This is a genomic window from Oxynema aestuarii AP17 (assembly GCF_012295525.1).
GTDB classification, from domain to species: domain Bacteria; phylum Cyanobacteriota; class Cyanobacteriia; order Cyanobacteriales; family Laspinemataceae; genus Oxynema; species Oxynema aestuarii.
The window spans coordinates 5,453,133-5,476,349 of sequence record NZ_CP051167.1 but is presented as its reverse complement, the minus strand read 5'-3'; the positions used below and the strand labels follow the sequence as shown (position 1 = coordinate 5,476,349).

Sequence of the window (23,217 nt, the reverse complement as noted above, 5' to 3'; positions counted from 1 at the left end):
TGTTCGTTCGGGGTGCCATTTCATCGATCGCACCACCGACCTCGATTGTAATCTCTGTGTCGGTTGCGTCAAGACCGGATCGTTTTCAAACAAATCGGCCAACTTCTCAAGATCGTCCCGAGAACTTGGCCGATTGCATAGCATATTTTTTGTATTTTGTCAAGTCAGAGTACGCGCAACAAACTGGGAATTGTCGAAATCGCGCTCATGGTTTGGATGTCGGCTAAAGCGCTGTTAAAGTTACCCTCGCGCACGTCGTGAGTCACTAAAACAATTTCCGCGAGGCGATCGCGCATCCCCGTTTGGACGACGGATTCCAAGCTGACGCCGTGGTTGCCGAAGCAGGTACCGAGTTGACCGATGACGCCGGGTTGGTCTTCGGTGAGCAGGCGCACGTAGAAGCGGGTAACGACTTCTTCCATCGAGGCGATCGAGCAGTAATGTTGATGGCTGCAGCCGATCAAGGGATGGGGAATCGGTTCGGTTTCCGTTTTCAAAACGGCGGCGACGTTGAGCAGGTCGGCGACCACCGCGCTCGCCGTCGGTCCGGCTCCGGCGCCCGGGCCGTAGAACATCACCTGTCCGATCGGGTCGCCTTCGATGAAGATCGCGTTATAAACACCGTCGATACTGGCGAGGGGATGGGTTTTGGGGACTAGAGTGGGATGGACGCGCAATTGCAAACGATCTTCGCTATGTTCGGGGTTTTGGCGTTCCCGTTTGGCGATCGCCAGCAATTTGATCGTAAATCCGAGTTTTTCCGCGTAGCTGATATCGGCGGCGCTCACCTTGCGGATGCCTTCGGCGTAGACGCGGTCGCGATCGATCCGTCCGCCAAACGCCAAACTCGCCAAAATCGCAATTTTATCCGCCGCATCGAGACCGTCAACGTCGGCGGTGGGATCGGCTTCGGCGTAGCCGAGTTGTTGCGCGTCGGCGAGCACCTCCCCAAAGTCGGCCCCTTCCCGTTGCATCCGGGTCAGAATATAGTTGGTCGTGCCGTTCACAATTCCGGTGACACTTTGAATGCGATTGGCGCCGAGGGATTGTTTGAGGGGCTGGATCACCGGAATGCCGCCGCCGACCGAGGCTTCGAGCATCACGTAGACGCCTTTTTCGTTGGCGGCGGTAAAGATTTCGGCGCCGTGGCGGGCGATGACCGCTTTATTGGCAGTGACCACGTGTTTGCCGTGGGCGATCGCCTGGAGGATGAGCGATCGCGCGGGTTCCAACCCGCCGATCAATTCGACCACGATCTCGATTTCGCGATCGCTGACGATCGCCTCCAAATCTGCGGTTAACACCCCTTCGGGGAACTGAACGGCCCGAGGTTTGTCCGGCGATCGCACGCCGACGCGATGAATTTCTAACTCTTTTAATAAGGGATGGCGACCTGCGGGATCGAGCAGAATCTGCGCCGTTCCCGTCCCTACCGTTCCCAATCCCAGCAAACCGACTTTAAACGCCACGATCGATACTTAAGTCAACACTACATAAAACTAACAGAAATTCTAACGCTTTCTAAACGCACGAAGGGCGAATCGCCCAGTCGCGCCCCTCCATTGAAGTGGGGAGGTCGCGTCCGAGCGATTCGCCTCCGGCGTCGCTAACGCGATCGCGCATTCAGTTCAACCGTTACCCTTCATGGCGCACGGAAACTGCAATTAGTAGGTTTCCACGTGCCAGCGATGGGCTTTTTTCAGTTGTTTTTGGTAATCGGACCAATCGATCCCCTGTTTGGAGGTCACCGCCGACATTCCGGCATCGATCCCGTCTTCCATGCCTTTGAGACCGCAGATATAGCCGTGGGTGTTATCTTTTTGCAGCAGTTGCCAAATTTCCTCGGCATTTTCGGCGATCCGGTCTTGGATGTACATCTTGCCGCCTTGAGCGTTTTTCTGTTCGCGGCTGATCGCGTAGGTCAGGCGGAAGTTCTCGGGGAACTCTTTTTGTAATTGTTCGAGTTCTTCTTTGTAAAGGATGTTGGCAGTGTAAGGAATGCCGAAGAACAGCCAAGCGAGACCCTTGAACTGATAATCTTCGTGTTTTTCCTTAAACATGCGCCACAAGAAAGCACGGAACGGGGCGATCCCGGTTCCGGTGGCGATCATGATCACCGTAGCCTCTTCGTCGTCGGGGAGCAGCATTTCTTTCCCGACCGGCCCGGTGATTTGAACGTCATCGCCGGAATTGAGGTTGCACAGGAAAGAAGAGCAGACCCCATAGACGGTTTCGTTAGTTTCGGGATGTTGGTAAACCAGCTCGCGCACGCACAGAGAAACCGTTTTATCGTCTTCGTTGTCGCCGTGGCGGGTCGAGGCGATCGAGTAGAGGCGTAATTTGTGAGGTTTGCCTTTTTCGTCTTCCCCGGGGGGGATGATACCGATACTTTGACCTTCGAGATAGCGTAAATCGCCACCCGAAATATCAAAAACTAAATGTTGGACGCGACCGCTTCCGCCTTCTCTGACGAGGGCTTCGTTGCTCAAACATTTGCCAATATAAGGATTTTTAGGCTTGTAGATGTTAACGGGAATGTCTTTCGCTTTGGCCTTGGCTTTAGCTTTTTTGTCCTTCGCTTGAGTCATCGGCTTACTCGGTTGTGATTGAGGTTCGGCCTGGGGTGCCTCAGCGACGGTATTATTTTTACTGCCATTGGCATTGGCGATCGCCTCTGCCGCTTCACTCAAGGGGCGAATGCTGACGATTTTGCCGCCCATTTTCGCGATCCGGCGCATCTCTTGGTTCATCCGGTCGTAAGGCACCGTAATCAAAATACTGCCACTGCGACGGATCGGGCTGTTGTTTTGAGCACTTTCTGCGTTTTGGCTCAAGCCAACGACTTCATAAACAAAAAAACGGTTTCCGGCTTGCGTATTTGCTGACTTCCCAACGGCGCTTGAATTGTACATAGATTTGGATCTCTGAGTCTTTTTGAATTTACTTCCTGCTCGGTCTTGAGATGAGGCGCTCTGCGCGCGATCTATTCCCTACTCTTGGCAATAGAAACTCGATCTCGTGCCATTAGAGGCGATCGCCTCCCTTTCGCTAGGGATTAATTATCTCCTGATTCGGTCAGGAAAAAAACTTGAACGCTATTCTCTAGATTACCGCCCGACGGTCCCCCAAAGGATTCAATTTGGGGTAGACTGTCCCACTGACGGCCATTGATAGCTGATTTTGAGGCTCGCCCTTGTCCTTTGGGACTCCATGAAGATCGCGCCGAGCCGTCTGGGAATCGTGGCGATCGCCACCGCCGTGCTGGCACGGGTCAAATTTTACGTTAGAATTGCACTTTTTCAAACGGGCGATCGGCTCGGGCCACTCCCTCGCTCCCGAACTCGTCGATCCCTCCCCGTCGAGGCGATCGCCGAAAATCTAACATTTCATGACATCGAGCCGATCTCAATTGCCCCCCGTCTACTCAACTCGACGAGGCGATCGACCCTCGATCCACCCCTGTAGGGAGGCTCGGCGATCGCTCGATCTAACCCCTTTAACTCTTCGGTCAAGTTCAATAACCGCGCTCGTCTAATGGTAGGATTATTCAGGGATTTGTAGCTCTTACCAATTAACTAGACCTCAATATGGCAATATAGAATCAATTTTATTGTCTTTATGCAAGGGAAGCGGGGCTTACCCGCTTGCAAAGGAGCAATCGCTTTTCGCGGTATGAAAGCGATCCCAATAACAAAAACTAGAGCAACATGCTCGCATGGGCTGACAATCCAGTCTTTTACGCCCTAGGCGCCTGTCCGAGCGGATTGTAGCGCGACAACCAAGCGCCCCAGACAAACTTACCCCTTGGGAAGCCGGGGGTCTGCCTGTGGAGGCTGAGTCAAACCAAACTAGGCTTGCCTAGCAAGGCATCGGCTGTTGAAGCAGGAAGCTGCTTGTCCGTTGCATAACCATAACAATGACAAGCGGTACTTCACCCTGAGCTGAAGGTACTAAGACGCAATTATCGATAGAGGGAATCTATGACGAGTAAGCCGGATCGCGTGGTTTTAATTGCTGTTGCCGGGGACTCCGGATGCGGAAAATCAACTTTTTTACGCCGCTTGTCCGACCTGTTCGGCGAAGAACTGATGACCGTCATCTGCTTGGACGACTATCACAGTTTAGACCGGAAACAGCGCAAAGAGCAGAAGGTAACCGCGCTCGACCCCAGAGCCAACAACTTCGACCTGATGTACGAGCAAGTCAAAGCTCTGAAAAACGGTCAGGCGATTGACAAACCGATCTACAACCACGAAACCGGAGAGATCGACCCGCCAGAACGGATCGAACCCAATCGCATCATCGTGATTGAAGGACTTCATCCTCTCTACGACGAACGGGTACGCGAATTAGTTGATTTCAGCGTTTACCTCGATATCAGCGACGAGGTCAAAATCGCCTGGAAAATTCAACGGGATATGGCCGAACGCGGTCACCGCTATGAAGATGTCCTCGCCGCCATTAACGCCCGTCGTCCCGATTTTAGCGCCTACATCGAACCCCAGCGCGGTCATGCCGATGTCGTCCTGCGGGTTCTGCCGACCCAACTGATCCCCGACGACAAAGAACGCAAAGTCCTGCGGGTTCAGATGATCCAACGCTACGGCGTTCACGGCATGGATCCCGTTTATCTGTTCGACGAAGGTTCCACCATTCACTGGACCCCGTGCGGTCGCAAGTTAACCTGTCCGTATCCCGGAATCAAAATGTACTACGGTCCGGACAGCTTTGAAGGACATGAAGTCTCGATCCTCGAAGTAGACGGTCAATTCGACAATCTCGAAGAAATGATCTACATCGAGAGCCATCTGAGCAACACCAACACCAAGTTCTACGGCGAGTTGACCGAACTACTCCTGCAACACCGCGACTATCCCGGTTCCAGCAACGGAACGGGCTTGTTCCAAGTGTTGACCGGACTCAAAATGCGTGCGACTTACGATCGCCTGACCTCGACGGAAACGAAAGTCGAAGCCAAAGTGTAAACGGCGATCGCTTTCAGTTGAAATCAATTATCGACGCGAGAGATTTGGCTCTCGCGTTTTTTTTAAGTTTTTTTAGGCAATTGCGGGTTCACACGGGCCAAAGGTGATAGACAACAGACAAAACAGCAACCCTCTGTAGGACGCTCCTCTTCTCCCGACTCCCGACTCCCCACTCCCCACCTCCAACCGCCTATGGCAAAATGAGACAAGATTCTCAACAACCAGCCGATTCAATCACCAGCTTGACGTTTACCTGATGACCTCCACCTTTACCAACTTACCCAGTCAATACGATCCATTTACAGCCGAAGCCAAATGGCAGCAGTTCTGGGAAGAACGCCAGACCTTTAAAGCCGATCCCGATCGTCCCGGCGAACCTTACTGCGTGGTCATCCCGCCACCGAACGTCACCGGAAGTCTGCACATGGGTCACGCCTTCGAGAGTGCCTTGATCGATACCCTGGTGCGCTACCATCGCATGAAAGGATGCAATACCCTCTGGCTTCCGGGAACCGACCACGCCAGTATCGCCGTTCAAGCCTTACTCGATAAAGAACTCAAACAACAAGGCAAAACCCGCCACGAGATCGGACGGGAAAAATTTCTCGATCGCGCCTGGCAGTGGAAAGAAGAATCCGGCGGTAAAATTGTCAATCAATTGCGCCGTCTCGGCGTGTCCGTAGACTGGACGCGCGAACGCTTCACCATGGATGAAGGCTTGTGCGACGCCGTGCTCGAAGCCTTCGTCTCCCTTTACAACGAAGGACTGATCTATCGCGGTCAGTACATGGTCAACTGGTGTCCCGGAACGCAATCGGCGGTGTCCGATTTGGAGGTCGAACAAAAAGAAGTCAACGGTCACTTGTGGCATTTCCGCTATCCCCTCAGTGACGGTTCCGGGTTTTTGGAAGTCGCTACGACCCGACCGGAAACCATGCTCGGCGATACTGGGGTGGCAGTCAATCCAGAAGACGATCGCTACGCCCATTTAATCGGCAAAACCCTGACCTTGCCCATTATGAATCGCGAAATCCCCATCGTGGCGGATGAATGGGTCGATCGCGAATTTGGAACCGGATGTGTCAAAGTCACCCCCGCCCACGATCCGAATGACTTTGCCATGGGTCAGCGCCATCACTTGCCCTCGATTAACATTATGAATAAGGACGGCACCCTCAACGAAAATGCCGGACCGTTCGAGGGCTTAGACCGTTTTGAGGCGCGCAAAGCCGTCGTCAAGCGCTTGGAAAGCGAAGGGGTCTTAGTCAAAGTCGAAGACTACAAACATACCGTCCCCTACAGCGATCGCGGCAAAGTCCCCGTAGAACCGCTCATCTCTACCCAGTGGTTCGTCAAAATCGAATCCCTCTCCCAACGGGCTCTGAGTGCCTTAGACGATCGCCAAGAACCACACTTTGTTCCCGAACGCTGGACGAAAGTATATCGCGATTGGCTCGTCAGCCTCAAAGATTGGTGCATTTCCCGCCAACTGTGGTGGGGTCACCAAATCCCGGCGTGGTACGCCATCAGCGAAACCGGGGATGAAATTACCGATAATACTCCCTTCGCCGTCGCCAAAACCGAAGCCGAGGCGATCGCCCAACTCCAAGCTCAATTTGGCGAAAACGTCAAAGTCGCCCAAGACCCGGACGTTCTCGATACCTGGTTCTCCTCCGGACTGTGGCCATTTTCCACCCTCGGCTGGCCCGAGAACACCGCCGACCTCCAAACCTACTATCCCACCACCACCCTCGTCACCGGATTCGATATCATCTTCTTCTGGGTGGCGCGCATGGCAATGATGGCGGGGCACTTCACCGGAAAAATCCCCTTTAAAGATGTCTACATCCACGGGTTAGTCCGGGACGAAAACAATAAAAAAATGTCGAAATCGGCGGGCAATGGCATCGATCCGTTGATTTTAATCGACAAATACGGCACCGACGCCCTCCGTTATACCTTGATCCGGGAAGTCGCGGGCGCCGGACAAGATATCCGTCTGGAGTACAACCGCAAAACCGACGAGTCAGTGTCCGTGGAAGCGTCGCGCAACTTTACCAACAAATTGTGGAATGCGGCCCGCTTCGTGATGATGAACTTGGACGGACAGACCCCGCAGCAGTTGGGAACCCCAGCAGCGTCGGCCCTGGAGTTGAGCGATCGCTGGATCCTGTCGCGCTTCAATCAAACCGTGCGCCAGTCTCGGGAACACCTCGATCGCTACGGTTTGGGAGAAGCCGCCAAAGGGCTTTACGAGTTCATTTGGGGCGACTTCTGCGACTGGTATATCGAATTAGTCAAATCCCGCCTGCAAGGGGAACCCGGCCCCTCTCGAACCGTGGCGCAGCAAACCTTAGCCCACGTTTTAGAAGGGATCCTCAAATTACTGCATCCCTTCATGCCCCATATTACCGAGGAAATTTGGCATACCCTCACCCAAATCGGCGAGGAAGAGACGTTAGCCTTGCAACTTTATCCGGAAACGCAAGGGGAGTTCGTCGATTTAGAATTAGAATCCGATTTCGACTTGCTAATCGCAACCGTACGCACTTTGCGGAATTTGCGCGCCGAAGCGGATATCAAGCCAAGTGCCAAAATTAAGGCGATTTTGCAAAGCGAAAGCGCCAAAGAACGGGAAATTTTAGCCAAAGGCGAAGCCTACTTGCACGATTTGGCCAAAGTCGAAGAATCGACGATCGCCGCCACTATAGACGGGGATTTACCGCAAACGATCGCCTCCGTGGTCGGAACCGTACAGGTGTTGGTTCCCCTGGCGGGAGTCGTCGATATCGAGGCATTAAAGGCCAAATTGGAGAAAAATTTGGCAAAAGTCGAAGGAGAAGTCAAATCTCTCTCCGGACGGCTTGCCAATCGCAAATTTGTCGATAAAGCACCGGAAGAAGTGGTACGCGGCGCCCGCGAAAGTCTGGCGGAAGCGGAAAAACAGGCGGAAATTTTGCGCGATCGCCTGCGCCGCTTTACCGAAAATTAAAAGTTAGAGAAGCAACGCGCGACTATAATACCCTCGATCGCGCGTTGCTTCCCAGCGATGGTTCTTCAGGGGCACCATCTATGCTCTATTTAGCCCAAGTTCAGAAGAAAGGTTTTTTAGGAAAAACAGGTTTGCGCCTGTTGGCGTATCGCAAATCGGCGTACACCTGGCGACTCGTCGGCGAATCCGAGGACATTGTCGCGAACGAGGCGAGTGGGTGGAGTGAAGGGGTTTTACTGTTAGTGGAGTTATCGCGAGACCGTCAAGTGCGATCGGTCGAAGAAGCGACCGGATGGATTTTAGAAACGATCGATCGCTGTCTCAGTCAAGGAGTCGGCCCGGAGGCGATCGAACGAGAATTAGAAGGGGTGGAAAACTGGCGTCACTCGTTGACGTTGCAAAGTCAAGAGTTATCCCGTCAGCGTGTGGAATTAGAGGCGCGACGAGACCAGTTACAAGAGTTAGAAGAAAAGTTAAAAGCGGAACAACGGCGGTTGGAGGCGATCGCCAAACAATTGCGATCGCAGATGGATTCTTAAAAGACTGTTGAAAAACGGTATTTTTTTATAACCCGTGTCTGAGATTTTATATTTTTATATTTTATATTTTAGTCGTTAATTGAGTTGATTTTTGGTGTAAAGGAATCGAGATTGCAAATTCCGTTCCTTCACCCCAGGTGGAATGACAGAATAAATCGCCGCCATGTTGTTCGACGATAATTTGATAGGCGATCGACAAACCCAATCCAGTCCCTTTCCCGACGGGTTTCGTCGTAAAAAACGGATCGAACAAGCGCTCTTTTGTCGCTTCTTTCATACCGATACCGTTGTCAGAAATATAAATACCCACGCGATCGCCCTCTAACAAGCGCGTCCGAATTTTAATTTTACCGCGATCGTCTGACTTACTCGAAAATTGATGATTGCCGTGGGCGGATTTTGCCAAAACTAGGCGCTGTTCGATCGCGTCGATCGCGTTGGAAAGAATGTGCAGAAAGACTTGATTGAGTTGACTGGCGTAGCATTCGATTAACGGTAATTTTCCGTAATCTTCGATCAGGTCTACCCCATTTAATCCTAATTTTTGTTTGATGCGACCTTCTAAAATTGTCAGCGCACTGTCGATTCCCGAATGAATGTCGATCGGTTTCATTTCCGCTTCGTCCAAACGCGAAAACGTCCGCAGGGAGATAACGATATCGCGAATGCGATCGGCGCCATTTTTCATCGATTTTAGCATTTTGGGAAAATCGGCGATCGAGTAATCTAAATCGATTTCTTCCAAAAACTCATTAATTTCCGGTTCCACATTGGGATAACATTGCCGATACAGTTCTAACAACTCTAATAATTCATCGAGATAAGTTTCTGCATGAACTAAGTTGGCGTAAATAAAGTTAATCGGGTTATTGATTTCGTGAGCGATGCCAGCGACGAGCTGACCCAAACTCGACATTTTCTCGGTTTGAATCAGTTGCGCTTGGGTTTTGCGTAACTCACGCAAAGTTTGTTCCATTTCTGCGGCTTGCAGCCGATATTTTTCTTCGGACTTTTGCAAAGCAAATGCCGCTTGTTTGCGTTCGGCAATTTCAGAAATGAGCTCTTTATTCGCCCGCGATAGTTCTTCCGTGCGCTCTTTGACGCGATGTTCTAATTTCTCTTTAGCTTTTTGCAGTTCGGTGAATTTTTGTTCTAATGTCGCTTTCATTAATTTAAAATTTTCAATTAATGAATTAATTTCAGTGACTTCACTCGAAGGCCAATAGACGGTACGATTTTCGTTGAGTTTTTCCGGTAAATTAGTCGTCACGACCGCCAACTGAGAAAGAGGTTTGACTAAAGAACGAGTTACCGGAACGGCAAAAGCGATCGCCAATACGGAAATTCCAAATAAAATCCCTAGGGTTTTAATATAGCGGCGATGGACACTTTCAATATAAGGGGCGGCTGATGTTTCTAAGATCAGTTTCCACGACAAATTGCTCGAAATTTCTAATTCGAGAACGTAAAAAGAGTTATTCCAACGCTGCATGAGTGGCATTCCCGGATCGGACGGTTTCCACAGATAACTGTTTTGTTCTAACAGTTCTAGGTTGCCCTCTTTTCGTAAGTCTAGGGTCGAAAAAACTTGGCGATCGCCCGTACTGCTAATCAACACTTTATTGTTAGCATCCACCACCGTCATTCTTAAGGGAAACGGATAAGAATGAGATCTGACAATGTTTTCTAGAGAGCTTAAATTAACTTCGGCAATGGCATAACCGAGTTTCTTGTTATTTTCGCGAACGGGAATGCAAAAAGAAATCAGAGGAAATTCGCGATTGTTGACCGTGCGATCGTGAATTTTGGGTTGGGTACCATCGCAAATGTCTGGGATAACTTGCACGGATTGAATGGCACCGATCGCGCGATTTTTACGAGCGATTTCTAGTTGTTGGCGATCGAGAAAATAAAGCCGTTCGAGATCGGGTAAAATTTGACTGGTGAGCGCCAAACTGCGATCGAAATCAAAGGAAGAATCGAACTCCCATTCCGTCGCGATCTGGCTTAAATCGTCAAGGGTATTCACATGCTTTTCATGCCATAAGCGCAACTCGGCAGCAAGATCCGAGGAAATCATCGATAAATTGGTTTGAATATCGAGTTGGACTTGTTTAAAGGTTTCTTGTCCGTCGAGAACGGTCAGCAAGAATAGGGGAAAGAAAACGAAGGAAATCAATAAATTAAATAAAGTGTGGTAAAAGGAAATTGTTTTACTAATTTTGAGGCGATCGACCCATTCGTAAAGGGGAGTATGAAAGACGATCGCGCTGGCAATTAAAGCATTGAAAATTCCGTTAACGGCTTGTTTGAAAACAATTAAAAAAGTAGAAGCGGTTTCGACTTGCATGATACCGCCGTAAGTAATCCAAATAAGCGGTATGCCAATGCACGACCAGTAAACTGCATCTAAAAGAACCATATTGCCCTTGCGATCGCGCAAAAACCAACTCACAAATAGGGCTTCTGCGGTAAAAATGAGCATGGCGTAGGGATGACCCCACGCGAAAAATGTCGGGCTGGCGGTCAAAAAAGCGGCTAGGGTTGCGGAAAAACACCCGTACAACCGGGCAATAATTAAAACGGCAATGCTTCCGAATAAAAAATCGACGCCGAAAAATAGGGGAAGTTTATAAATATTGCCAAAATAGGCGAGCAAGGTCAGCAACAGTAATCCAATTAATGGTTTACGTTGCACTTGCGGGAGGGAAGGCGGAGACAAGGGACGATTAAAATTCATTTTCTGCACGACTGAATTAGAATAATGTGGCGAGATCGCCCTAGAGGAAAGTCAATAATGAGATAATAATTTGACATCGAATTGACGATCGAAATCGATGACTTATTTAATGCAGCGATTCACCCGAGGTTGCCATTTGATTTCTGTCAGGTAAGCTAACGCAAACAAAACGATCGCGTTGATGACATACATGAACCAAGTTTTGGGGGAAAATGAATTCAATCCCCACTGTACCAAAATGGGATAACTTAAGAGGTACAGACTGTATGAAATCGGCGCGATCGCCGCAAATTTACCTAGTAATAAATCAAAGCCAACTAAGCGGTAACGATACCAAACTAGCCCCACACCCAGTCCCAGCAAAGCGGAAAAGAAATGACGAAACATTAAAAAAGGATAGTAACCTGGTTTGAGTTCTTCAATCCAGAATAACGGTAAGCTGGTCGCCACCACCGCCAGACCGAGACCGATAAAAATTGGTTGCAAGTTTCTGTACGTGAAGGTGCGATCGCGCAAAAACACTTCCGCACATTCGACGCCAACCCACCATAAAATAAAATAAGATAAAATTAGAGCAATTTGATTGGGAATGGCTACATAAATCCCAAAGAAAAGAATTGAAAATGCGGCAATTAAATAAATTCTTTTGTTATTTTTAGGCAACCATTTGTAAGTGGGATAAAACATTAAATAAAACCACCATTCATAAGACAGAAACCACAAGGGCAAATTCCCTAAAAATGGATAAAACCACGTTCCGGGCTTGACGCTGCCGAAGTCCTGCAAGAGTAATAAGTTTCCGGCTAAATCGTACCAAGAAAACTCCTCGATCGCTTTCCCTCGAAGGGCGGCGATCGCCAGGGAGACCAAAAAGGTTATTGCTAAAGGAAAATAGATCCGACGGAATCGCCGGACAAAAAAAGTTTTAAATAATGTTTTCGGATGGCGTTCTAAGGATAGCCTCACGACAAAACCACTGAGAATAAAAAAAATGATGACAACTTCTTGACCCGCAGAAAATAAGAGTCTGAGATTCCCCGAAACTAATTCTTTTCCGTAGAGGCCGTAAACGAAATTATGGAGTAAAATATATAGACAAGCCGCCCCCCGAATAGCATCTAATTTCTGGATATAGAATCTCTTGGCCATATTGGGTAATGGTTTTGTACAAGATAAAATTAGTCCGATTTGAGCGATCGCGCCTGAAATTCCAATTGGATTCAGAACCGGATTTAGCTTAAAATCGAGTCAAAAAAACCCTTTTCTCGGGGTTGGGCGAGCAGTCAAGCAACAGTAAGTCCCAGTTAAAATTTAAAATTCTAGGTGACTTTTCTAGCTTAAATTAAGCTGCTATTGCCAGGGTTAAAAGAACTAAAATCATCGATGATTTTAGGGATCAATTGGCGCAATACCCTCATTTTAACGGTCAACAGAGTCATTGCAAGCACTTAAAATTAAAGATTTGAATTTTTCCTCTAAGATTTGATGAAAGCAAAACATCGCGATCGCCGGATCGTGTTAAGTAAATGGGGGGTTCGGGGAAGCCCTACCATGGGGAAGATGAGACCAGCAAGCCGTAGCTATGGCTTGTGGTAAGCTAGAGGACAGAGTAGCCCAGGGACTCTGGGAAAAAGAAACAGCCTGTCAAGTCGGTCTGTCGGGGTTCAATAACCTAGATAAGTAGGGTGAGACCCGAATTCCCTAACTGCGAAGTTGAGAAGCCCGCACTGTACCCGTAGGGTCGGCGTCGGGAGGATGTCACGATATATGTAACTCATGTTGAGGGAAATCGTTCTGTGACGTTGGGAGAGATCGACGGCAATCGGACAGCCGCGAGCTTTACTGAAGCGATCGCGCCGTATAGTCCCGGTCGAATCCCAGCGATCGAACGACGAACCCGGTCGGAGTTCTCAGTCATCAATACTATCGATTTCGACTGACTGTAAGGGCAAAACCTTCAAATTTCCTACGTCATTCGCGCCGTGGAATCTGCACGAAGCTGAGTGTACCCGGCGTTAAGTCAAAGAATTTTCGGGAATTTGAGAGGATCGCAGCCCCTTCGTGACGTTGGCGCCAAGTGGGGCAAACGCCCGTTTTAAGCTGACGTTGGAGTGCATCGGTGGGCTGAATCAGCAATTTTAGGGCCGCATCGTCGGTTAACCCTCGATGGATGCACAGATTTGATGCAAATTGATGCAAATTGACGCAAATATTTCAGGAGGTCAAATGACACAAGTCGTAGTCGGAAAAGACGAAGCGATCGAATCCGCCTTACGCCGCTTTAAACGCCAAGTTTCGCGAGAAGGTCTGTTTGCGGATATGAAACGTCGGCGATTTTACGAAACTCCCTTGGAAAAACGCAAGCGGAAAGAAGTGGCGCGTCGCCGCAAGAGTCGCCGCTATCGTTAACGATCGCCGACCCACGGCCACGGCGCCAATCGCCGACAAGATATCCTAAAATCGGCAAGGGCTTGGTTTCTAACCAGGCCCTTGCGATCGTTTCGCCTTCATCCCCTCACTGTTCCAGGGGATCTTAATACGACTTCAACACTCGTTCGATTTCTCGGTTTTGCTGGCGTTTCTTGAGGGTTTCGCGTTTGTCGTGCAGTTGTTTCCCTTTCGCCAAAGCTAAACCGACTTTAACCAAACCGCGCTTGAGATACATCCGTGTCGGAACTAAGGTCAATCCTTTTTGTTCGACTTTACCGATTAATTTGCGAATTTCATACCCGTGTAATAACAATTTGCGCGTCCGACGCGGTTCGTGGTTGAAAAATTCACTCGCGGTTTGATAGGGAGAAATGTGGACGTTGTGCAACCACACTTCGCCATTGCGGATTAATGCATAACCGTCGCGCAGGTTGACTTTCCCTTGGCGGATCGATTTAACTTCGGTTCCTTTTAACTCGATTCCCGCTTCGTAGGTGTCGAGAATTTCGTATTGGTGGCGAACTTGCCGATTGTCGCTAACGATTTTAATGCCTTCGCTGGTTTTTGCCATAAAAATTTAGTTGTAAAGGTCAATTGAAGGGACAGACTCTTCTATTTTAGGTTTTAGATTTTAAATTTTACAGTTTGCTGGGGCGATCGCCGGACCCGGATCGGGCAAAACCCCCGTGACGACAGCAACAGGGGGTTTTCTCTCGCGATCGCGCCGCGATCGCCTCCACGCCGGGTTAACGGGTGATTTTCTCTTGACCGAAATTGCGAACTCCCCAGACGGCCCAGCGTCCTTCGGCTTCGTCGTCGTCGAGGTCGTACTCTAAAACCGCGAAGCTCTCTCCCGGTCCCCAACCGACGACGAACCAATCCCCCGATCGCAGGCCCACCCCTCGATAGGTCTCGTCATCGACTTCCCAGGTGACCTGGTAGGCGTCGCGATCGGGTTCGATCGTCAAACGACCGTCGTAGGAAGACTCGCTGCGTCCGGGGTCGGTACTGACCGTGCGATATTCCCCTTCCAAGCGTCCGGAACGCCCTCCCGTCGCCTTTTCCGTCCCCACATTGCCATCCGCCGTGGAGAGACTCCAGCGTCCGTCTAAGCGGTTGCCGTCATCTTCAATTTTATAAAGGGCTACTCCGTAAATTTCCGCTTCCCGTCCGTATCCGACCAGGAGTTTGCCGTCTTCGACAAACCCCAAACCCGTATAGTCGCCTTCCGAGGTTTCCCATTGGAGTCGGTAGAGGCGATCGTCCGGATCGCCGATCGCCTCGATTTCGACGGTTCCGGTGTATTCGTTGCCGTTGGGGGCTTCGCCTTCGCGAATGTTCCAAATGCCTTCGGGGTCGATGTCGTCGTCGTTATTCCACCAGAAGGCGATCGCCTCCCCTGGGGCAGAGACCCGCGTCTCCATCGGGCCGAGACCTGCGGCGATCGCGCCGGTACTCCCCCCGAGTAGGGCGATCGAAAGCATCGCTAAACTGGCTGTAATTCGCTGTTGCATGGTAATTTCTCCTCGATCCGAGGTGCGGCATCTTATTTGCAGGGGCGATCGTCTTACCCGCCCCACCTTTGTTTATTCACAGGCCGCCTCGGACTCTCCCTATTTTTGGACGCGATCGCGAGGGCAAGGGTTGCGATCGAATTTATTTAAGATTTGCTCTGCTACAAAACAGTAAATTTAAATTCGCCAATTTTAGCTTAAAATGCAGTAATTTGCGATATTTTGAGCGAATTACCCCAGAGACTTTTTGTAGTTTATCAATATTTATATTAGCCAATCTTATCGCTAATATTATTAACTTTTGTAAAACCCTTGACAATTTCCACTCAAACCGTAACAATAAATACAGAAACGAATCGTTCATCTCTCTAAAGCCTCAATAACTGCCGGATATGCAATCTAGAGGTCGCTGGAGAGACGGAAGTAGGGAATTTTCCCGAAGGAACGCGCCTCAAAATTGCTACAGCCAGTTATTTAGGAGGCGACCCTCATGCAATTAACTTATCGCGGAATCACCTACGAATACACTCCCCCCACCGTTGAAGAAACTGAAGGGACTCTGAGTGGTCGTTATCGTGGTTTAGATTGGCAGTTCTGCAACGTTCAAAAGCAACCCGTGCAACAAACGAATGTGGAACTGAAATATCGCGGAGTTAGCTACAACCCGGCTGAAACGGTAGCGGTCAATGCGCCGGAAGAAAAAGCGCGCTACCGGATGATGAAACGCGATCGCCGCGTCCAAAAACGCCAACGTTCGATGTTGAGCCGCTTGGCGGGCGAAGTCGGTCTCGGATTGGCGTTCTAAGCGCACCGGATAGAGAAAGATTGCCAAAAATCGAATAGGCTAAACCCAATGAAGGCACGAATTTCGTGCCTTCATTGCTTCTAGAGGATTTTTTAAAATCCCCGCCCTCCTTCGCGAGGGTCTTTTTTTTTGGCCAAAAATCTTTGGGCAAAAATCTAGTGCGGCCAGCGTTCCCGACAACCGACCGATAAGATAAAACCTACATCTAGATTGGCGAAGAAGACTCCTTCGGCTGCATTATAGGCGAAGAACAAAGCTCGAAAAGACCCAATCGAAACCGCTTCGGGCGCATCTACACCGCATCAAAATCTAAAATCGTATAAACAGGTTGCAACAGGTAGGGCTATGTCCGAATTCGAGAAATCAGCAGCAACTCAGGGGTTGACCCCACCGAAGTCGCCTCCCGAGAGTTCGCCGCGACCGAGAGGGGGGTCGCCGCTTTGGTCGTGGGTGACCCGGTTACTCGGACCGTTTTCGGAAACCGATCGCGCCAATCGCCTGTACGAGGCGAAGAATTATCAAGGGGCGATCGCCTTTTACGATCGCGCCCTGGCGAAAAAGCGCAATTTACCGAAAGTTTGGCTCAAACGCGGTATGGCCCTGATGAACTTGCACCGCTACGAAGAGGCGATCGCCTCTTACGACGGGGCGATCGCCTTGCGTCCGAATGACTATTGGGCGTGGACGTTGCGGGGGCGATCGCTGTTTCACTTGCAACATTATCAAGAAGCCCTCGCCTCGTTAGATCAAGGGATCGAGATCGAGGGGAAGGGATATGAAGCGTGGTACTATCGGGCGCGATCGCTCGATGCCTTGCAAAAGTACGCCGACGCCTGGGACGCTTACGATCGCGTGGTGCAACTCAAGCCGAATTTACCGGGAGGTTGGTACTATCGCGGACTGCTGGCGATCGAAGTGCAACGCTACGCCGAGGCGATCGTCGCTTTCGAGAACGTGGTCAAACAACAAGCGGACAACGCCGCCGCCTGGTTTTATCAGGGAATCGCCCTCGAACAGTTGCAACGCTACACTGAGGCGATCGCCGCTTACGACGAAGCCCTCAAGCTGCAACCGGACAACCCCGCCGCCTGGTTCAATCGCGGCGTCGCCCTCGATCGCCTCGGACGCCATACCGATGCGGTGTCCTGCTTCGATCGCGTCTTGCAACAAGTCACCAACAATCCGGTGGTCTGGTTTTATAAAGGGAAAGCCCTGCGTCATCAGTGGGCGCAAGCGGCGATCGCCTGTTTCGACAAGGCGATCGAACTGCGATCGCAATGGCCCGAAGTCTGGATGAATCGCGGGATTGCCCTGTCTGATTGCGGTCAGTACGAAGACGCCCTGACCGCCTTCGATCGCGCCACGACGATCGACCCGAACTTACCCGCCGCCTGGTTGGGACGGGGGATGGCGCTTTACGGATTGCAGCGTTACAGCGAGGCAATTCTCGCTTACAGCAATGCGTTGCAAATCGAGCCGAATTTGACTGAAGCCTGGTATCACCGGGGGATGGCGTTGGAGAAGATGGAGCAGCATGAGGAGGCCCTCGCTGCTTACGAGAAGGTCATCTCCGTGAGTCAGGATGCTGCGTTTGTCTATCGCGGTTGGGTGAAATGTAGCCACGTGTTGGAGAAGTTGGGGCGCTACGAACAGTCCCTCGAAGCCTTCGATCGCGCGATCGAACTCAAACCCAACGACGGGGAAGCGTGGATGAAACGGGGGGATTTGCTCTATCAGTTGGAGCGATTTATCGAGGCGATCGCCGCTTACGACCGGGCGATTCAAATTTGGCCGAAATATCTCGAATGCTGGATGAAACGGGGGAAAGCGCTGACCCGCTTATCTCAGTATGCCGCCGCGATCGCCGCTTACGATAACGCGATCGCGATTAAGCCGACCCATGCTTTAGCCTGGATCAAACGGGGCGAAGTGTTCGATAAACTGCACCGCTATCCCGAAGCGTTGAAATCGTACGGCGTGGCGATCGAAGTTCAACCCGACTCCACCGAGGCGATCGACAAACGCAATCGCCTCCTCGAAAAAATCCAAGAATCCCCCCTCGATTTACCCGAACCCGAGTGACGGCGCGATCGCCCGTCGCGCCCCTCATTCCCACGCAAGCGGAAGTCTCACTTTCTATCTCATATAAACCCCTCAATCTAAAAAAACCTAAAACCCCTTCCTCCCCATGAACAAAATTCTCGGGGTCACTACTACCCTCCTTTCCTCACTTTGCTTCGCCGTCGATGCGGGATACGCCGTCAATCCCAACCACCTGCAACAACTCCTCGCTACCAACGAATGCCGCTACTGCGACTTAAGCGGCGCCGACCTCACCGGGGTCGACCTGCGCGAAGCCGACCTCATCGGCACCAACTTGCGAAAGGCGATCCTCGATGAAGCCGACTTGACCGATGCTAATCTCACGGGCGCCGATCTACAAAGTGCGTCCGCCATCGCCGCCAATTTATTTAGCGCTAAACTCACAAACGCTAATCTCACGGCGGTCAATTTCCATCAAGCGATTTTAGTCAGTACGGATTTAACCGGGGCGGATTTAACCGGGGCGATTCTGACCGAGGTCACCGGATTGGAGGAAGTCCGTTAACATTGGCAGAACTCTCGTTGGGTTCGACATGATTTAATGATGCTTTTAGGAACATAACGGGCTTAAATCATGCCGTTTCAATGTCTAAATACTTAAACCAAAAATAGATCGTTTTAAATGCAATATCAATTAATTTTACGACAGGGAAAACAACTTGACGGCGATCGCGCGGATATCGGTATTGTTGACGGTAAAATTGTTACGATCGCGGCGCAAATTGACGGGACGGGCGATCGTGAAATCGACCTCGACGGACGCCTCGTCAGCCCGCCCTTTGTCGAGTCCCACATTCATCTCGATTCCGCTTTAACCGCCGGACAACCCCGTCCCAATCAAAGCGGCACCCTTTTTGAAGGGATTGAAATTTGGGGCGATCGCAAAACTAATTTAACCGCCGAAGATGTTAAAAATCGTGCCATTTCCACTCTCAAACAACAAGCCACCCAAGGCATCCTGTTCGTGCGATCGCACGTCGATGTCAGCGCCCCAGACTTAACCGCCTTACACGCCTTACTCGACGTTCGAGAAACCGTCAAAGATTGGATAACTTTACAAATTGTTGCCTTTCCTCAAGATGGCATCTACTCCCATCCAAACAACGAACAATTAATCGAAAAAGCATTAACTTTAGGCGCCGATGTCGTCGGGGGCATTCCCCACTATGAATTCACCCGAGAAGATGGGGTCAACTCCGTTCGTCGCATCTTTGAATTAGCGCAAAAATACGATCGCCTCATCGATATTCACTGCGATGAAATTGACGACGACCACTCCCGTTTTTTAGAAGTCGTCGCCGCTTACGCCATTCGCACCGGATGGCATTCTAAAGTCACTGCCAGTCACACTACGGCGTTCGCTTCTTATAATAATGCCTATGCCACCAAATTAATGGGCTTGTTGGGGCGATCGCGCATCAACTTTATCGCCAATCCCTTAATTAATATTACCCTCCAAGGTCGCAGCGATACCTATCCCAAACGGCGCGGAATTACCCGAGTTAAAGAACTGTGGCAAAATGGCTTAAATGTTTCCCTCGGACACGATTGTATTCAAGATCCGTGGTACGGCTTGGGAACGGGAAATATGCTCGATGTTGCTTATATGGCCGTTCACGTTTGCCAAATGACCGGATTAGCTGAAATTGACGCTTGTTATGACATGATAACCGCAGGGGGTGCCAAAACCCTGAATTTAAAAGATTATGGAATTAAAGTCGGCAACGATGCTAATTTAATTGTTTTAGACGCCGAAAATCGCTTTGATGCCTTGCGCCGTCGCCCTACCGTTTCTCATGTTATCTCCCGGGGACGGCTAATTTTTGAAACGCGATCGGCGGCAACTTGTTGTTATTTAGAATAAGAAGAATACAGCCATTCGTGCTGTCATGAGGTACAAGAGGCCAAGATTCCCCCAACCCCCCTTTTTAAGAGGGATTTAGGGCGATCGAAATGTACCGCCCAACAGCGAAAATGTATAAGAATCATCACTGCTCAATTTCGATCGTTCTTACCCGGCGACTCGTAAGGTTGCCCCGCGAACCGTTACCATGAAAACGAGGTGGAACCGTCAAATCGGGTCAACTCACTGCACAATAGAGCGTTCAGGAGGAAATCTCATGGCTTTAACCCCTTCGACGATGTTAGATCTCGGTACGACTGCACCGGATTTTCAACTTCCCGATACGATCTCGGGTCAGATGATTTCCCTCAAGACTTTCAGCGATTGCAAAGGGTTACTGGTGATGTTTATTTGTCGTCACTGTCCCTTTGTCAAACACGTGCAAGAAGAACTCGCCAATCTCGGTAAAGATTATCGCGATAAAAATATTGGAATTGTGGCGATTAGTGCGAATAATGTTGGCACTCATCCCGACGATGCACCGGAAAAGCTCAAGGAAATGGCCCAGGAATTGGGGTTTAATTTTCCGTTTTGCTATGACGAAACTCAGGAAGTTGCTAAAGCGTATACGGCTGCTTGTACGCCAGACTTCTTTTTATTTGACGGCGATCGCGCGTTGGTTTATCGCGGTCAACTCGACGATTCCCGTCCCGGTAATAATATCCCGGTCAGTGGGAAAGATTTACGGGCGGCCCTCGATGCGATCGTTGCGGGAAATCCGGTTCCTTCGGAGCAGAAACCGAGTATCGGTTGTAATATTAAGTGGAAACCGGGCAACGAACCGCCTTATTTTGGGGCTTAAATGAATGAAGGTTAAACCGATATTTTGAATCATTGCAGGGATTGAAAATTGAGTTATAACGGTTCTTAATTTCATGACGGAGGATCTCCCTAAATATCCCGTCGATTGAGTTGAAGACGACCCGATCGCGTCTCGCGCAAGCGAGCATGAAAAATCGCGAAGATTTGCCAACGGAAAGGATAAAGATCGTGAAAGTAGCATTTCTCGGCACCGGATTAATGGGTCTACCCATGGCCCGACGTTTGTTAACCCATGGCATCGAAACGATCGCCTACAATCGCACCCCGGAAAAACTCGACCCCTTGCGCGCGGCGGGGGCGACGGTGGTCGAGTCCAGCAGGGACGCGCTACAAAGATGTGACTGTGCGGTGTTGATGCTGACGGATGCGCGGGCGATTCGCGAGGTGGTGCTGTCGGGGTCGGCGCGCGATACGGTGAAAGGACGGGCGATCGTCCAGATGGGAACGATCGCCCCGGAGGAAAGCCGTTCTCTGGCGCGGGAGGTGAGCGATCTCGGCGGCGAATATCTCGAAGCCCCGGTCCTCGGTAGCATTCCGGAAGCGAAGGCGGGCAACTTGTTGGTCATGGTCGGCAGTACGGCGCCGCAGTTCGATCGCTGGCGTCCCCTGTTACAACATTTTGGGGAAGACCCCCGTTATATCGGCGAGGTCGGTGCGGCGGCGGCGGTGAAATTGGCGCTCAACCAGTTAATTGCGGCACTGACGGCGGCGTTTTCGCTCAGTTTGGGGTTCGTGCGCCGTCAGGGGGCGGATGTGGATGCTTTTATGGAGATTTTGCGCCAAAGCGCCCTCTACGCGCCGACTTTCGATAAAAAGTTATCGCGGATGAGCGATCGCGATTACGAGAACCCGAATTTTCCGACGAAGCACTTACTCAAAGATACGAAGTTGTTTCTCGGGGAAAGTCAATCCCTGGGTCTCGACGATCGCGCTTTGGACGCGGTCCGCGAAATTTTAGAGGCGGCGATCGCCCGTAATTTAGCCGAAATGGATTATTCTGCTTTATTTGAAGTAGTGGATCCGCCTCGCTAAAGCGCTTGCAAACTGGCAGTTGTGGCGATCTCTGGCGACGGGGCGATCGCCAAAATCGATCCGAAGTTGCTCCGGTGTCACGTTTTGGGATACACTACACTTCCTGCCACGACCGCCGACGAGCGATCGCCTCGCTCACTGTCCTCTTATTGTCCGAATCGCGGCAAGGAGATCGATCGCGATGGATCTGCCTGTTATTTCCTCTACCTTCTTGCTGACGCTGTTGTTAGGGGTGGGTTTGTTCTTCTTCATTCGGGCGTCGGTCAAAGACCGTACCGAAGAGATGACCTTCCGGGTCGTCAACTCCGAAGAAGCAACCCTCAAGCAAGTTCAGGATTATTTCGAGCAACGCGCCTATCGTTTGGCGAAGGTCGATCCGGAAAACAACCGGGTCACTTACGAAGGATTCGTGCGTCCGAGTTGGTTCCTCGCCAGCTTTTTAACCCTCCTGGCGGCGATCGGCTTGTTATGTCTGTCCTTGGTCTGGTGGACCGTTCTCCCGAAAGGGGGTGTCTGGTTTCTCTGCGTGCTGTTGTTGTCTCCTTTGGCGGGGTGGTTCTATTGGAAAAATGCCGCCCGTCCCGAACGAGTCGCCGTGGCGATCGCCTCGGCGCCGAGCGATCGCGATACCGAAAGCGAGTCCGCAGCATCGGAACTCGAAATCGTGTTAATCGGTCATCGAGACGAGTTGGCCACCTTTCGTCAAACCCTCCACTGGCCCTTAAAATAGGGCTGGAGACAGGTTCCACAGAAATAAACCCCACTCAAATACGGTTGAATGGGGTCGATATCTGAATTGGCGCAGTCATCCGGTCAAGCCAAGCGCTCGATCGAGGGACAATAGAAATTCCCAATATTCTTATAGAAAGCTTTATTCCAATCTGTCTTAGCGACTGTTAACAGCCACGTTGGCAACCGTTTCCGGACTACCTTCGACAATCTTCAAACTTGGGAACAGGAAGTGATTTTCTTCCACATATTGAGCGCCGAACAACCCTTTTTCGGCCCAAAAGTACCGATCGGTGGTATGCTCGTTACGTTTGACTAACAGCAAAGCGGGCGGGACGATCCCTTCGGCCTTGATGTATTTTCGAGCGGCTGTAACTGGCTTATCTTCACCACTTTCGATACTATACTGAGGCACGTGCTCTAGAATTCTGCGCCCTTCTTGGCGGCGACGGCTCTTGCGCTTACGTCTCCTTGCCAAATTCCTTACCTCCTCTTTCAGCCGACGGTTGTAGTGATAGTTACAAAAGCCGTCGTGATTATATCGTCTTCACTGCAAAAGATCAATGGGGCTTAATTTTTCTGATAGGACGGACGCGATCGCCTCAAAATCAATAAACACGCGG

19 protein-coding genes and 1 riboswitch are annotated in these 23,217 nt (G+C 50.6%); of the genes, 11 read left to right on the top strand and 8 right to left on the bottom strand.

Annotation, left to right across the window (positions count from 1 at the left end; all coding sequences use genetic code 11):
* Window positions 1-164: 164 nt before the first annotated feature.
* The 3 genes from HCG48_RS21895 to HCG48_RS25590 form a co-directional block, all read right to left on the bottom strand.
* Window positions 165-1,469 (bottom strand): homoserine dehydrogenase, encoded by a 1,305-nt coding sequence (locus HCG48_RS21895; RefSeq protein ID WP_168571070.1) that lies wholly within the window; start codon window positions 1,467-1,469, stop codon window positions 165-167.
* 195 nt (window positions 1,470-1,664) lie between these two features.
* A complete protein-coding gene (cpcD/petH, locus tag HCG48_RS21890) occupies window positions 1,665-2,912 on the bottom strand; it encodes a bifunctional rod-capping linker CpcD/ferredoxin--NADP reductase PetH (RefSeq protein ID WP_168571069.1) in 1,248 nt (415 codons plus the stop codon).
* Window positions 2,913-3,134: 222 nt separating this feature from the next.
* Window positions 3,135-3,275: a hypothetical protein gene (locus tag HCG48_RS25590; RefSeq protein WP_210437105.1), complete on the bottom strand. Its 141-nt coding sequence runs from the start codon at window positions 3,273-3,275 to the stop codon at window positions 3,135-3,137.
* A gap of 705 nt (window positions 3,276-3,980) precedes the next feature.
* On the opposite strand from HCG48_RS25590, the gene HCG48_RS21880 reads away from it, so the two are divergent.
* The 3 genes from HCG48_RS21880 (at window position 3,981) to HCG48_RS21870 (ending at window position 8,516) form a co-directional block, all read left to right on the top strand.
* The gene (locus tag HCG48_RS21880) at window positions 3,981-4,985 is read left to right on the top strand and encodes a phosphoribulokinase (protein WP_168571067.1); all 1,005 of its coding nucleotides are present in this window, start codon (window positions 3,981-3,983) and stop codon (window positions 4,983-4,985) included.
* 256 nt (window positions 4,986-5,241) lie between these two features.
* Window positions 5,242-7,977: a valine--tRNA ligase gene (locus HCG48_RS21875; RefSeq protein ID WP_168571066.1), complete on the top strand. Its 2,736-nt coding sequence runs from the start codon at window positions 5,242-5,244 to the stop codon at window positions 7,975-7,977.
* A gap of 80 nt (window positions 7,978-8,057) precedes the next feature.
* Window positions 8,058-8,516: an HmpF-related protein gene (locus tag HCG48_RS21870; RefSeq protein WP_168571065.1), complete on the top strand. Its 459-nt coding sequence runs from the start codon at window positions 8,058-8,060 to the stop codon at window positions 8,514-8,516.
* A 61-nt stretch (window positions 8,517-8,577) separates the two neighbouring features.
* Here the strand turns inward: HCG48_RS21870 and HCG48_RS21865 are convergent, their stop codons facing one another.
* Together HCG48_RS21865 and HCG48_RS21860 are read right to left on the bottom strand one after the other, a co-directional pair.
* Complete coding sequence (locus HCG48_RS21865; RefSeq protein WP_246260170.1) at window positions 8,578-11,256, bottom strand: sensor histidine kinase; 2,679 nt, start codon at window positions 11,254-11,256, stop codon at window positions 8,578-8,580.
* A 102-nt stretch (window positions 11,257-11,358) separates the two neighbouring features.
* Complete coding sequence (locus HCG48_RS21860; protein WP_168571064.1) at window positions 11,359-12,405, bottom strand: acyltransferase family protein; 1,047 nt, start codon at window positions 12,403-12,405, stop codon at window positions 11,359-11,361.
* 1,077 nt (window positions 12,406-13,482) lie between these two features.
* Between HCG48_RS21860 and rpsU the strand changes: the two genes are divergently transcribed.
* Window positions 13,483-13,665, top strand: a complete 183-nt coding sequence (gene rpsU / locus HCG48_RS21855; protein ID WP_168571063.1) for a 30S ribosomal protein S21 — start codon at window positions 13,483-13,485, stop codon at window positions 13,663-13,665.
* 124 nt (window positions 13,666-13,789) lie between these two features.
* Here rpsU and smpB read toward each other — a convergent pair whose 3' ends face one another.
* Entirely contained in the window at window positions 13,790-14,257 is a 468-nt protein-coding gene (smpB, locus tag HCG48_RS21850; protein ID WP_168571062.1) for an SsrA-binding protein SmpB, read from the bottom strand.
* Window positions 14,258-14,432: 175 nt separating this feature from the next.
* Complete coding sequence (locus tag HCG48_RS21845; protein ID WP_168571061.1) at window positions 14,433-15,200, bottom strand: hypothetical protein; 768 nt, start codon at window positions 15,198-15,200, stop codon at window positions 14,433-14,435.
* A gap of 355 nt (window positions 15,201-15,555) precedes the next feature.
* A riboswitch (Glutamine riboswitch) is annotated at window positions 15,556-15,651 on the top strand.
* Between the two features lie 39 nt (window positions 15,652-15,690).
* Between HCG48_RS21845 and HCG48_RS21840 the strand changes: the two genes are divergently transcribed.
* From HCG48_RS21840 to HCG48_RS21810, 7 genes are all read left to right on the top strand, one after another.
* Window positions 15,691-16,005: a DUF4278 domain-containing protein gene (locus tag HCG48_RS21840; protein ID WP_168571060.1), complete on the top strand. Its 315-nt coding sequence runs from the start codon at window positions 15,691-15,693 to the stop codon at window positions 16,003-16,005.
* A gap of 345 nt (window positions 16,006-16,350) precedes the next feature.
* Window positions 16,351-18,087, top strand: coding sequence for a tetratricopeptide repeat protein (locus tag HCG48_RS21835; RefSeq protein WP_168571059.1), 1,737 nt, complete (start codon window positions 16,351-16,353; stop codon window positions 18,085-18,087).
* Between the two features lie 106 nt (window positions 18,088-18,193).
* Complete coding sequence (locus HCG48_RS21830; protein WP_168571058.1) at window positions 18,194-18,613, top strand: pentapeptide repeat-containing protein; 420 nt, start codon at window positions 18,194-18,196, stop codon at window positions 18,611-18,613.
* 117 nt (window positions 18,614-18,730) lie between these two features.
* Window positions 18,731-19,972, top strand: a complete 1,242-nt coding sequence (gene codA / locus HCG48_RS21825) for a cytosine deaminase (RefSeq protein ID WP_168571057.1) — start codon at window positions 18,731-18,733, stop codon at window positions 19,970-19,972.
* A 256-nt stretch (window positions 19,973-20,228) separates the two neighbouring features.
* Window positions 20,229-20,813, top strand: coding sequence for a thioredoxin family protein (locus HCG48_RS21820; protein ID WP_168571056.1), 585 nt, complete (start codon window positions 20,229-20,231; stop codon window positions 20,811-20,813).
* Window positions 20,814-20,923: 110 nt separating this feature from the next.
* The gene (locus HCG48_RS21815; RefSeq protein ID WP_281362036.1) at window positions 20,924-21,865 is read left to right on the top strand and encodes an NAD(P)-dependent oxidoreductase; all 942 of its coding nucleotides are present in this window, start codon (window positions 20,924-20,926) and stop codon (window positions 21,863-21,865) included.
* A gap of 181 nt (window positions 21,866-22,046) precedes the next feature.
* Complete coding sequence (locus tag HCG48_RS21810) at window positions 22,047-22,595, top strand: cofactor assembly of complex C subunit B (RefSeq protein WP_168571054.1); 549 nt, start codon at window positions 22,047-22,049, stop codon at window positions 22,593-22,595.
* Between the two features lie 156 nt (window positions 22,596-22,751).
* Here HCG48_RS21810 and HCG48_RS21805 read toward each other — a convergent pair whose 3' ends face one another.
* Window positions 22,752-23,072: a DUF3155 domain-containing protein gene (locus tag HCG48_RS21805; protein ID WP_168571053.1), complete on the bottom strand. Its 321-nt coding sequence runs from the start codon at window positions 23,070-23,072 to the stop codon at window positions 22,752-22,754.
* Window positions 23,073-23,217 lie beyond the last annotated feature (145 nt).

Bases quoted from the DNA above. Each gene is read 5' to 3' on its own strand.
- smpB (WP_168571062.1), bottom strand. From the start codon at position 14,257: ATGGCAAAAACCAGCGAAGGCATTAAAATCGTTAGCGACAATCGGCAA.
- HCG48_RS21835 (WP_168571059.1), top strand. From the start codon at position 16,351: ATGTCCGAATTCGAGAAATCAGCAGCAACTCAGGGGTTGACCCCACCG.
- HCG48_RS21880 (WP_168571067.1), top strand. From the start codon at position 3,981: ATGACGAGTAAGCCGGATCGCGTGGTTTTAATTGCTGTTGCCGGGGAC.
- HCG48_RS21875 (WP_168571066.1), top strand. From the start codon at position 5,242: ATGACCTCCACCTTTACCAACTTACCCAGTCAATACGATCCATTTACA.
- cpcD/petH (WP_168571069.1), bottom strand. From the start codon at position 2,912: ATGTACAATTCAAGCGCCGTTGGGAAGTCAGCAAATACGCAAGCCGGA.
- HCG48_RS21830 (WP_168571058.1), top strand. From the start codon at position 18,194: ATGAACAAAATTCTCGGGGTCACTACTACCCTCCTTTCCTCACTTTGC.
- HCG48_RS21810 (WP_168571054.1), top strand. From the start codon at position 22,047: ATGGATCTGCCTGTTATTTCCTCTACCTTCTTGCTGACGCTGTTGTTA.
- HCG48_RS21860 (WP_168571064.1), bottom strand. From the start codon at position 12,405: ATGGCCAAGAGATTCTATATCCAGAAATTAGATGCTATTCGGGGGGCG.
- HCG48_RS21820 (WP_168571056.1), top strand. From the start codon at position 20,229: ATGGCTTTAACCCCTTCGACGATGTTAGATCTCGGTACGACTGCACCG.
- HCG48_RS21845 (WP_168571061.1), bottom strand. From the start codon at position 15,200: ATGCAACAGCGAATTACAGCCAGTTTAGCGATGCTTTCGATCGCCCTA.
- HCG48_RS21870 (WP_168571065.1), top strand. From the start codon at position 8,058: ATGCTCTATTTAGCCCAAGTTCAGAAGAAAGGTTTTTTAGGAAAAACA.
- HCG48_RS21840 (WP_168571060.1), top strand. From the start codon at position 15,691: ATGCAATTAACTTATCGCGGAATCACCTACGAATACACTCCCCCCACC.
- HCG48_RS21865 (WP_246260170.1), bottom strand. From the start codon at position 11,256: ATGAATTTTAATCGTCCCTTGTCTCCGCCTTCCCTCCCGCAAGTGCAA.
- rpsU (WP_168571063.1), top strand. From the start codon at position 13,483: ATGACACAAGTCGTAGTCGGAAAAGACGAAGCGATCGAATCCGCCTTA.
- codA (WP_168571057.1), top strand. From the start codon at position 18,731: ATGCAATATCAATTAATTTTACGACAGGGAAAACAACTTGACGGCGAT.